Source organism: Cyclobacterium sp. (assembly GCF_014762705.1).
GTDB lineage: Bacteria > Bacteroidota > Bacteroidia > Cytophagales > Cyclobacteriaceae > Cyclobacterium.
This window is the reverse complement of sequence record NZ_JABURL010000053.1, coordinates 1-12,589: the sequence shown is the minus strand read 5'-3', so window position 1 is coordinate 12,589 and position 12,589 is coordinate 1. Positions and strand designations below refer to the sequence as shown.

Here is a 12,589-nt window from a genome sequence, read left to right as displayed (position 1 = left end):
CTGAGTATACTGCTCAGGGTTTTTTTAATTAATATTTTTGTTTGAATGACTATTCTTGTTGCAATACCGTCTTCATGGCTTCCAGATAAGAAGGCTCAGGCACCTCCTGCTCTAACAACAGCATTACAAAATGTTCTGCCAGTATTTCTTCGGGATGAAGGGTATAGTCGGTATTGTCTCCGATTTTCTGCTTCAGGTCCGTTGCAGCAGCAAAGTTTTTAAGCACAGGCATATTGTCTACCAGAGAAGCTTTTTTATCATCGGCAGCACCCTCGACAAACATCAATCTTTGTTTCAGGTAAGTAAAAAAGGAGCCTCCATCCCATTCTTCTTCCGAGATCAGGATAAATACCACCTCTTCACTTTCGCCGTCAATTTGCAGGTTAATGGTATGCTCCAGAAATGGTGCGTCGGGATTGGTGATGACAAGATCCCGGATTCCTTCAGGATAAGCGATTCTGTTACTTTCGGTAAAATTAATGGTCTCGAATAGGGCGTTCCTTCTTTCCGGCTTAAACCGGGTTAATATATGAAACAGCTCGTGAATCAGAAAACTCTCATTGACCAACCCTCGCACGACAATGTAATTTTCCCGGGTATAACTTACTGCCCCTCCTTCTTCCAGCATGCTTGATTTGATAAGAAGGATCTCCTCGGGAAACTCCAGCTGAAGTCCCATGGCTTCAATCTTATCCTTGACGCCCAGAATTCGTTCTTCCAGTACTGTTTTCTCTTCCTCAGTCCATGCCTGGGCTTGCTGAGCTGCATAGGTAAGGTAGTCCTCTTCCTCAGTACTTTCTTTGTTCTGTGTTCTTGATGCCAAGTCAAATTTACTCAACATCTTGGTATAGCTATCCGAGGTACCTAGTCTTTCAGCCGCTTCATCCAGAGGGGTAAAAATAATATTGGTCCCTTCAATAAATGGTACCTCAACATCTGGATCCCTGGGATTGGGATTTTCCGGCTCTTCCGGTTCCTGAGGTGGATTGGGGTCTTCTACAGTACAAGCTGCAAACAGCAAAAGCAGAAATAAGGGGTAAATGGTTAGTTTTTTCATTTTTAATTAATTAATAGATAGAGATTTTTATTTTTTTATTTTGTATCGATGACCTGCTGCAACAACCTGGCAAAGGAGGCATCATTCGGTGGGGATAGCATGGTAATGTGCTCACCTTCTGCCTCCCAGACCCTTAAGTTTCCAACAAATGGTTTCCACCCAAAACATGATTTATCGGGCAGGTAACCTGCAGCTATTTTGGCTTTTATTAAATCGACTGATCCGGGGTATTTTTTGATTTCATATTCCTTGCAAGCTTCCTTATAAACGAATTCTACTCTTTTATAGGTTTTCAATAAGGAGGATTCTGGGTCTTCATCCCCGGAGTTAAACCATTTATTAATTTTATTAATCTTCTTTTGAAATGAGGCCTTTTTCTTCCTTTTAAATATAGAAGGTTGATGAAGCAATAATTCTACATCAAATTTCCTTTTTCCAATAAAATGCCATATTTTATTGATGGAACGCTTCCAGACAGGCTTTTTATGATCACTTTGGAATGCATAGGTATCAAACAAGACCAGTTTTTCTACATGTTTACCCATTTGAATCAATTGTGTAGCCATTTCGAAAGCTATAATCCCTCCTAACGAATATCCTGCCAAAAAGTATGGACCATCAGGATTTTGTTTCAAAACTTCGGACAAATATTGGTTTGCGATCTCCTCAACTGTATTTAGCGGCTGTTCTATTCCATCCAATCCTTTGGCTTGGATTCCGAAAACCGGCTGATCCCGATCCATTTTTTTTGCTACCGCATAAAAAGGCAAAATATTCAATCCACCTCCATGAATGATATACAAGGGGGGTTTAGTACCTGTTGTTTTGATAGCCACCAGACTTTTCCATTCACTATCACCTAAAACACCACTCCTCAAAGCCTGAGACAATTTCTGAACTGTAGGATATCTGAAAAGAACGGATAAAGGCAATTTGATCCCATAAGCTTTTTCCAATTGTACCATTACCCTTACTGCAGTAAGCGAATGACCTCCAATTTCAAAAAAATTATCTCCCTTATTGATGACATTTAATCCCAGGGCATTTTTCCAAATATCTGCAACCAACCGTTCTTCCGGACTCATTTCTTCCCGAACAGAGACAAAAGGGTGGGCTACCCTGTCAGGATAGGGCAAAGCATTCCGGTTAATTTTCCCGTTTTGCATAAGGGGAAACCTTTCCATCAAAACAAAATCCGTTGGGACCATATAATCAGCCAGCCTTAGGCTAAGTTGATTTTTCCATTGCCTGACCTGGCTTTGATTGAGCTGCTTTGATTCGATTTCCCTTTTGCCTGGACCAGAAGTCGGAATAATGTAGGCAACTAAAAACGCCACTTCATTTAAATCCCTTTTAACATGAACAATGGCATCTCCTATACCTTCCAGCCCACGAACCGCATTTTCTACTTCACCCAACTCCAACCTGTAGCCCCGTATTTTAACCTGATGATCCACTCTACCGGCAATTTCCAGTTCGTCCGCAGAATTAATACGACCCAAATCACCGGTTTTATAAAGCCTGAGACGTTGGCCTATCTCCCCATAGATTTCAATAAACTTTTCTTTGGTGAGTTCAGGGCTATTGATATATCCCCTGCCAACCCCATAGCCTTCAATGTATATTTCTCCCCTTAAACCCTTTCTGACAGGATTTCTTGCGGTATCCAAAATATGAATTTTGGTATTTGACACCGGTTTCCCAACAGTAACCTGTTCGTCTGAAGCCTTAACCTGCTTAATGGTGGAATAAACTGTGGTTTCGGTGGGGCCATAAACATTCCATACTTCCTTGCAAAGCGGCAATAACCTATCTGCCAGTGTTTTTTCAAGGGGTTCCCCTCCGCTGATAATCTTAAGTCCTTCAAATTTTTTATCCCAACCATTCACAAACAGCATTTTCCAGTGAGATGGGGTAGCAAACATGATAGAAATTTGATCTTTATCCAACTTATCGAGGATAAGGTCGGGTTCTCTGCGCTCCATTTGTCCTAGCATAAAGGTTTGCGCACCATACACCAGGGTAATCAGTGTTTCCAATATTGCAATATCAAAAGATACCGAACTAACAGCCAAGACCCTATCGGAAGAAGAAAGACCAGGTTGATCATTCACTACCGATATAAAATGGTAGACATTTATGTGGTCCAATCGCACTCCCTTGGGTTTTCCCGTAGTGCCCGATGTATAAATGATATAAGCGGCGTCGTCAGGAGATATTTGTATTTCCGGATTATCCCCCCGATAGGAAGTCCTGACGGCAAGGAAATCATGCCAAAGAATTTTTTCCACCGAAGTCTCCAATGCTGAGTGCACTCCCTCCTCAGTCAGACAGAAGCTGCATGAGTCCTCCAGCTTGTAGTTGATTCTGTAGTCAGGATCATCCGTATCCAGAGGCATATAAGCCCCTCCGGCTTTTAAAACAGCCAAAATACCTATGAGAAATTTAGGGGACCTCTCCAATAGCAACCCTACGATATCTCCCTTTTTCAGCCCCCTTTCCAATAAATAAAAAGCCAGTTGATTGGCCTGACTATTCAATTCAGCAAAGCTCAGCTGCTGGTTACCAAAAATCACCGCCGTCTTAGCTCCATGATTTCTTACGGTATCTTCAATCAAACGATGAACAGGGGTGAAATGGTCTTCAATTCCATCCTTCCCATAATTTACCTCCCCAATGGTTTTTGAGGTCTGATCTGTCAATACCTGTTTTAGCTTTTGGCCTGGGTTCTTCAATAGGGCATCAAGGATGCTTGCAAAATCCAGAGAAAGTTTTTCTATAAATTTTTGTGCAAACAAGGCCCTTGCATACTCTATCCTTATATTGATTCCATTTTTGTCTTCATTTACCAAAAAGGTCAGGTCAAACTTGGAAGTGTTCTGTTGAAAAGGGACGACCTCCATGGACAAACCTTGAGAAAAATTTTGATTCTCATTTCCGTACTCCATGACAAACATGACCTGAAACAAAGGATTTACACCCAATTCCCGTGATTGTACAGTGGAGGCAACTATTTTCTCAAATGGAACATCTTGATGCTCATAGGCTTCCAGTGCTTTTTGCTTCACCTGCAAAAGTATTTCTGTAAACGTACTATCGGGATCCAAATAGGTACGGATAGGAAGCGGATTTACGAAATAGCCCAAAAGGGCCTCGACTTCAGCCTTTCTTCTACCCCCCAAAGCCGTGCCCACACAGATATCCTGTTGACCGCTCAGTCTCTCCAGCAAGGATTTAAATACCGCCAGTAAAATCATAAATGGGGAAAGCCCTAATTTTTTTCCCAATTCAAGCATTTCACGCTTTTGGGCAAGCCCTATCTGGAAGTCAAATGTTTCACCTTCATTATTTTTTCTACCAGGTTGGCTAAACGGCTCCTGAAGTTTAATCGGTTTGACGTCCCTTAAATGCTCTTTCCAGTAATACAGCTTTTTTTCTAATGTCTTTCTGGTAAACTTATTTCTTTGCCACAGGGCATAGTCTGCATATTGTATTTTCAGGTGGGGTAAAAGCAGGCTCTCTCCAGAAAGATCTGCTTTTAAAAGGGCAAAAAGTTCTTTGATAAATAAAGGAATGGACCAGCCATCAAAGGCAATGTGGTGCACCACCACCATCAACAGACATTCATTTTCTCCGGTTACAAATTGCCTGGCCCGAAGCATGAAATCGTTTCCAAGGTCAAAGGGTCGGTCCAGAAATTCTGTCATTTGCAAATCCAGATCCCCACTGTTTCCTGCCTGGTGATCAACGGTCATCTCCCATCCCAAAACAGGCATAACCTCCTGCCAGGTGTCTTCATCCATTTCTTTAATTACCGTCCTGAGTATCTCGTGGCGTTCCATGATACTTCGGATGCTATCCATTAGCAGACCAGAAGATACAGCCCCTTTGATTTTCAGCAGAATGGGAATATGGTACTGTACGGATCCTTCCAGTTTATCCGTCAGCCACAGACTTTCTTGTCCAAAAGACAAGGGAATAAATTCAGGTCTGGGTTTTTGCGATGGAATGCGTTCTGATTCCCCTTCCTTTAGACCTTTTCGCTCAATCAAAGCACTTATTTGCCTTACGGAAGGATGACCGAACAAATCACTGATGCTGATGTCAAGACCCAAAGATTCCTTGATTCGGCCAATAAGCCTGATGGCCAATAAGGAATTTCCCCCACAGTCAAAGAAATCATCCTTCACTCCAAGACCATCAAATTGGAGCACTTTTTTCCATATTTCCAGTAAATCATTCTCCAAAATACTTGAAGGTGCTTCAAAAGGTCTGCTTTCATCCAAGGTGCCTGGATTCACTTTCACAGTCTCCAGCGCCTTCCGGTCTATTTTCCCATTGGGGGTCAGGGGTAATTTTTCCAAAATTTGTATCCTGGAAGGGACCATGTATCTGGGCAGACGATCGGATAGGGCTACCAACAAATCCTTCTCTATCAGCTCTTCTTGAGACTCCACAAAACCTACAAGCTGTTTTTCTCCGGTATTTCCGGTTTGTAACACAGCCACAGCATTTTTTACCCCTTTCAGGGATTGAAGCACAAAAGAAACTTCGTCCAGCTCGATACGGTGACCGTTCAGTTTGACCTGATTATCCAATCTGCCAAGAAAATCAATTTTCCCCTCCTCTGTCCAGGCACCCAGATCTCCGGTTTTATAAATGGGAGGGCTGCCTTCCAAACCAAAAGGATCAGGAATAAATTTCTCCGACGTAAAACCTGGTTGGTTAAGGTATCCTGCAGCTACACCATGTCCACCAAGGTAGATTTCCCCGGGTACACCGATAGGGCAAGGCATCAAATCCTGATTTAAAATATAGGCAAAACTACCCGCAATGGGTCTGCCTATTGAAACCGGTTCACCTGGTGCAAGGATTTGACAGGTAGAATACGTAGTATCCTCCGTAGGACCATAAAGGTTTCTTACTACCAGTCCTTTCCAATCAAGCTTTTCCAAAAGTCTGGCTGGTACCGGCTCCCCTGCCATGTTCAGTAAGCTAACCCGGCTGAAGTCCATCCTGGCCTCTACCAACTTTTGCACCACACTGGGAACGGTATTGATCAAAATCTTATTGTCGCTTTCCAGATGTGCTGGAATATGCAGCGCATCGGGAAGTATCCTGACAGGCTTACCAAAGGCCAATGGGAAAAACAATTCGAAAACCGATAAGTCAAAACACATGGACGTTACCGCGTATATTACCTCAAAATCATCAAGGGAAAACTCCCTGCCACACCAGTCCAGGAATCCGGCCAGATTGGCCTGTGTCAAGCTCACTCCTTTTGGCTTACCGGTACTTCCTGAGGTATAAATCACATAGGCCAGCCTATCCAAAGTGGTTGCCGGATAAGACCTTCCAGAAAAATCTTCCGAAACCTTTTCCTTATCCAGGTTGACAATCAAATGTTTTCCTGAATCCTTAGACTTGCCTTCTGATAGGGTATCAGTCAATAAATAACTGGCAGCACTATCGGTTAAAATATAATTAATCCTTTCCTGTGGGTAATTTGGATCCACCGGGACATATGCTGCTCCCACCTTCCAAATACCCAGAATTCCAGCCACCATATCCAATCCCCTCTGAACCAATAGGGCCACCAACTCACCCTGCCTGACTCCCCTTTCCATTAACAGGTCCGCCACCTGCAATGCCCTGACATTGAGCTTATGAAAGGAGATTTCCTCCCCTTCAATTTTAATGGCTGTAGCATTGGGACGAAGATTAACCTGCATTTCAAAACGCTCAAAAAAAGCCGTATGGAAAGCAGCTTCCTGGTATTTATCCCTTCCTGAAAGCAGGTTCAATTCATTGGCTGAAAGTAAATTACAATTTTTAACCGGCTTGTCCGGGGCTTTTGGCAGCTGCCGGACCAACTCCTGGAACTGGGCCACCATTCTTTGAATCGTTTCCGGTAAAAACATGGCCTTGTCAAATTCAACATGGCCTTTTATCCCCCCTTTTTCTTCAACAAGGGTAAGGGTAATGGCAAATTTTGAGCTTACAGGATCAACATTCAGCGGCTGGGAGACGATCCCTGGAATTTCCGGCAATTTGGGTTCCTCAGACCCTTCATGCATGACAAACATCAGGTCGAAAAAGGGTTTATGGTCCTTTTCCTGAGATACCGCAATGCTTGATGCAAGCTTAAGAAAGGGCACATGGCCATACTTTAAGGCAAACAGCACCTCATTCCTAATGGACTTCAAAAAATGTACAAAGGAGGAATTCGGGTCCAATGCAGACCTAATGGGTAAAGTATTGATAAAATATCCTATTGTCTCTTCGGTTCCGGGCAAATTTCTATCCACCACTGTGGTGCCTACACAAATATCTGTCTGATTACTGTAACGGTAAAGCAATACCTTAAATACTGCCAGTAAGGTCATGAAAGGTGTAGCATCATGGCTTTTTCCAAATCCGGCCAAAGGTCTGAGGAGTTCCTTATCCCAGGTAAAACGAAATACTCCTGCTTCATGGCCATTTTTTTCCTTGAAAGGAAAATCCCGAGGTAGTCGTAATTTCTCCAGGCCTGACAATTTTTGCCGCCAATAATCCAAGCCCTCAATACTACCACTGCTTTCCATGATACCTTGCTGGAACTGAGCATAGCCTGTAAATACAGCAGAAGGAGCATCAGGAAAAATTCCCTTTTCAAGAAATTTATAATTTTCAGATAGCTCTCTGAGAAAGATTCTCATGGACCAATCATCAAAAGCAATGTGATGGAAAACGAGCCCCAGCACATGGACCTGATTTTGAAAGCTGACCAATTGGGCTCTGATCATAAAATCGGCCGAAAGGTCAAAGGCCCGGCTGAACAAAGGGGTAAAGGCTTTGAAAAATTGCTCCCGGGAATAAATTTCTTCTGTTTTATTGATCAGGGTCAAATTCCACTCCTGTTCAGATTTAAATGAAACCTGGTCGATTCCCAGAAAGGTGGTTCTCAATACCTGATGTTTCCGGATAATCATTCGGATGGCTTTTTCCAAAAGCCCTGGATTGATGTCTCCCGATAGTTGGTATGCAACAGGCAAATGATAAGCTTTTGATCCCTCCATGTGGTCGATTAGCCAAAGTGACTGTTGGGCAGGAGACACCATGGGTAAATCGGCTTTAAGCTCAGGAAGGGAATTGACCTCTTTTTGGCCCTCTTGATTCCTGATATGATGGTACAGTCCCGAAACAGTGGGAAAATCAAAAATGTCTTTTATGTCAACCGTCAAATCCAGCTTGTTTTTTAAAATTGACAGCAGATGCATGGCAGCCAGAGAGTTGCCTCCCATTTCAAAAAAGTTCTCAGACAAGCCAAAATTAGTATGTCCCAAAGTCTGGCTAAAGGCTTGGTACAGCCTTTCCTGCAGCAAATCAGCAAAAACCGGCAAATTTGATGAAGAGCCTGACTGCCGGAGTGCTGATAACAAGGCAGGCAGATCCACTTTGCCATTTTCTGTAAGGGGAAAAGCGGCTACTGTTTCGATTTTTGAAGGAAGCAGGTATGCAGGTAGTTTGTTTTTTAATTTTTCCCTCAACAATGATAGGTCTGACAAACCATTTGGAATTACGAAAGCCGCGATTTGATCAGGTATACCATCATTCTGGGTAAAGAGGCTCACCAACACTTCCTTGATTCCACCTGTTTCCAGAAAGGCCTGCTCTATTTCTGAAGGATCTATCCGGTTACCCTGCCATTTAAATTGTCTGTCCTTTCTTCCTTCAAACAAATAGCGGCCATCTGGAAGCTGGCTGACCAGATCCCCAGTGGCATACAACCTTGCACCTTTTTTATCAGCATATGGGTCCGGAATAAATTTTTGAGAAGTAAGGCTTTTATCCATCCAATAGCCATTTGCCACCTGGTCTCCACCAATAAAAAGCTCACCGATACCTCCCGATGGAACTTCTTTTCCATCCTCTCCAAGTACATGACAGCTTACACCGGGGATTGGCTTACCAATCGAAATCACTTTATCATCAGGCTGAATGGATGCCACTGTAGCCCAAATCGTGGTTTCCGTTGGTCCATATTCATTAAAAAGCCGCGCTTTTGGCTGATGTTGAAAATGGGAATCGACAAGTTCCTTTGGCAAACTTTCTCCTCCCAATATTACCCTTTCCATATTCAGGTCAGCCAATAAACCTTCTTCCAGCAAAAACCTGTAATAAGAGGGTACGCATAGCAAGGTGTCTGTACCCCGTAGTAGAGCAGGAATAATTTCAATATCCTGCAGGGATTCTTTTTTGGCCATGATAAGCTTTCCACCTGTACACAATGACCAGAATATGGCAGCCTGAGCCGCATCAAAAGTAGGAGCAGGTATCAGCAATAATTCCGGGCTGCAACCATAGTGATTGATTCTTTTTTGGGTAGCATGATAAAGTTGGGAATGACCAACCATTACCCCTTTTGGAACACCGGTACTGCCTGAAGTATACATGACATAGGCCAGGGTTCCTGCAAGGAATGGCTTCGGAAATTTGTTGACTTCCTTCTGCCCTGATGAAAATTGTTTCCAGGATAATACTGAAAACTGCCTTTGCTTTGTTTGACCAAAATCGTTCTCCGGTTCACCGGAAAGCACCCATTTGGCAGCTACCTGCTTTATAATGTGGTTCTTTCGGTTTTCCGGCCAATCCGGATGAAGAGGAATAAAAGCAAGTCCGGATTTCAATACACCAAGCAGGGTAGCCACCAATTCAATGGTAGGCTGCATACAAACCGGTACAATGCACTGATCGCTTGCGATTGACTTTTGCAAAAATACAGCTATCCGGTTGGATATAACATCCAACTCTTCGTAAGAAATCAATCGCTTTCCATCGGCAATGGCCGTTTTTCGTGGATTTAATTTCACCTGCTGCTGAAACAAATCGATCACGGTAATTGTATTACCTTTGGAAAAAGATTGATGAAATTCTGTTTTCAGTACATCAGACAAATTCAATGCTATTTTATTTTCAGGCTTTTTCCCCTGTATTGGGGAGAGGAACCCTTGTAAAGTTTTATAGGTTTAATAAATTTCGCTACCCAGTGAAATATTCGTAATTCATTTTTTTGGTTACGAAATACAAATATATGGAATTTAAAATCAATTTGACTAGTCCTATAGTAAAGTATATTTAATTTTGATGTTTTGCAAAAAAAATTAAATCTGCTATTACACTCCATTAAATCAAAAAGTGTGCTTAATTTAAAATCAGCAGTAAAAAAAAAGTAATTAAATCTCGATTGCTGATGACATTCCTCCCCTCAAAAAAAAGATTGGCGCATATTGTTTATGAATCTGACGACAGCGCATCTAAAAATTTCGATTTAATTCTTCTGGCTTTAATTCTTTTAAGCGTGTTGGTCGTTATCCTGGATTCTGTTCAGGATATCCATCAAAACTTTGGGACATTTTTGTATTGGTTGGAGTGGTTTTTTACCATCGTATTTAGTGTAGAGTATTTGTTGAGAATATGGCTGAGCAATGATAAGCCTGGATATATCTTTGGTTTTTATGGCATTGTGGATTTGCTGGCTATTTTACCTGCCTTTTTGAGTTTAATTTTGGTTCAAAGTCAGTACCTAATGGTGATTAGGGCATTGCGATTTTTGAGAATTCTAAGGATTCTGAAATTACCAGAATACCTTAGAGAAGCTTCCCTTCTTATAAGCGCCCTGAAAAGCAGCCGGGCCAAAATCCAGATATTTGTGGGATCGGTTTTGACTATCGTTTTGGTAATGGGCTCTGTCATGTATATCATTGAAGGTCCGGAAAACGGCTATACTTCTATTCCCAGGGCCATGTACTGGGCCATTGTCACACTAACCACCGTTGGTTATGGAGATATTTCACCCAATACCGATTTGGGTCAGTTTATGGCATCCATTATCATGCTGCTTGGTTATGCCATTATTGCGGTGCCCACAGGGATAGTCACTTCAGAGTTGACCCATGCCAAAAACAAAAGTGAAAAGTCAGATCGCCATCAATTTAAAATTTGTCATGGCTGTTCACTGCAAAAGCACAGCCCGGATGCCATCTACTGCCGGAAATGTGGTACCAAGCTGGAGTCCCCGGAATAGTAAACCCGGGAACTCCGGTTAATCAGATCGTAAAACCGCCATCGATGACATAGGTAGCTCCGGTTATAAACTTACTTTTGTCAGAAGCCAGAAACAAAGCCAGATCTGCGATATCTTCATTGGAGGCATACCTGCCCAGAGGAATCATTTTGGTGAAATTTTCCTTTACCGTATCTCCCATTCCCGGCGCAAAACCCTCTTCAAGAGACCGCATCATGCGGTTGTCAACAGGAGAGGGATGTATGGTATTTACCCGGATTTTATCTGGGGCCCCTTCCAATGCACCTACACGCATCAAACCCACAGTGGCATGCTTGCTAGCCACATAGGCACTTACCTGAGCCGTACCCCTCAATCCGGCAACAGAGGAAGTGATGATGACGGAACCTCCCCCGTCTGTTTTCATAATAGGAAAGGCATATTTCATACCCAGCCAGACCCCTTTTACATTTACTCCTATAACCTGATCAAAAGTCTCTTCCGGATAATGCTCCATGGTTTTTACCACTCCCTCCGTACCGGCATTAAGAAACAAGATGTCAATTCTTCCCCATTCTGTTTTTACCTTATTGGTATAATTCTTTACTTCCTCAGCCTGACTGACATCTGCCTGTATGTACATCAGTTTGTCATTACCGAGAGCCTTCTCTGCCTCCTTTAAATTATCCTTACTGTAATCTACTATGGCTACTCCTTTTGCTCCTTCTTCCAAAAACAACCTGGCAGTCGCAAGGCCTATTCCGCCAGCACCTCCGGTAATCAATGCAATCTTGTCTTTTATCTCCATGACCATGAATGTTTTATTAAACTTTTCGCCTTTGGTTTATTGACATAAATTTAAAGCCTTTATAAAAAAAATATACAAAGACTTCTCAGCAATAAACATGAGAAATATCATGGAATAGGTTTCAGAAGTTCTTCCAGAGACACCCAGTCATAGCCCCTTTCCCGTATCAAGGTCAGGATTACCGGGATTTGAAAATAGAATTTATGCATTCTGCCCGGACCTGCACCAATATGCATCAACAGCATAAATCCTTTGGGCTGCTACTTCATTAACAATTGAAGTAAAAAAAATTCCAAGCATTATTTGAATTCGAATGGTAGATGAAACCCAACTGATCATGGCCTTTCGCATTATATTTTCCCCAGTATTGCTATTATTTCCTCAACCGATATGGCACTGGTTTGATTCAAAATTTACTTACTTTTCCCTAGTAAACCAGTTTTATGGTCAAAAAGAGTTGAAAAGTGAATTGTAGAAGTGGTTTCAGGACCTGCTGAAGAGGAGGCTGAGGTAGATTGGCCTTCGACAGGCTGCCTTTTTAGGCTGATTTTTTTTCAGTCCGCCAAGCTGCCTTCGACAGGCTCAGACACCGCAGGCACAATAGGGACCCGGTTGAAAAAAATCTAGAGAAGCACCAAATTCTTTGAGCTATTTGCGCATTCTTGGTGTTCTAGATGAC

Annotated in this window: 4 protein-coding genes; 1 reads left to right on the top strand and 3 read right to left on the bottom strand. The window is 42.5% G+C overall.

What is annotated here, in order from left to right; genetic code table 11:
• Nucleotides 1–49: 49 nt before the first annotated feature.
• Entirely contained in the window at nucleotides 50–1,057 is a 1,008-nt protein-coding gene (locus tag HUJ21_RS10280) for a hypothetical protein (RefSeq protein WP_291369445.1), read from the bottom strand.
• Between the two features lie 35 nt (nucleotides 1,058–1,092).
• The gene (locus tag HUJ21_RS10275) at nucleotides 1,093–9,993 is read right to left on the bottom strand and encodes a non-ribosomal peptide synthetase (RefSeq protein WP_291369443.1); all 8,901 of its coding nucleotides are present in this window, start codon (nucleotides 9,991–9,993) and stop codon (nucleotides 1,093–1,095) included.
• 296 nt (nucleotides 9,994–10,289) lie between these two features.
• Between HUJ21_RS10275 and HUJ21_RS10270 the strand changes: the two genes are divergently transcribed.
• Entirely contained in the window at nucleotides 10,290–11,123 is an 834-nt protein-coding gene (locus HUJ21_RS10270; protein WP_291369441.1) for an ion transporter, read from the top strand.
• A 22-nt stretch (nucleotides 11,124–11,145) separates the two neighbouring features.
• On the opposite strand, the gene HUJ21_RS10265 is transcribed toward HUJ21_RS10270, so the two are convergent.
• Complete coding sequence (locus HUJ21_RS10265) at nucleotides 11,146–11,910, bottom strand: SDR family NAD(P)-dependent oxidoreductase (protein ID WP_291369439.1); 765 nt, start codon at nucleotides 11,908–11,910, stop codon at nucleotides 11,146–11,148.
• Nucleotides 11,911–12,589 lie beyond the last annotated feature (679 nt).

What these genes read in the sequence shown, in the direction of transcription:
- HUJ21_RS10280 (WP_291369445.1), bottom strand. Translation starts at nt 1,057, where the DNA reads ATGAAAAAACTAACCATTTACCCCTTATTTCTGCTTTTGCTGTTTGCA.
- HUJ21_RS10270 (WP_291369441.1), top strand. Translation starts at nt 10,290, where the DNA reads ATGACATTCCTCCCCTCAAAAAAAAGATTGGCGCATATTGTTTATGAA.
- HUJ21_RS10265 (WP_291369439.1), bottom strand. Translation starts at nt 11,910, where the DNA reads ATGGAGATAAAAGACAAGATTGCATTGATTACCGGAGGTGCTGGCGGA.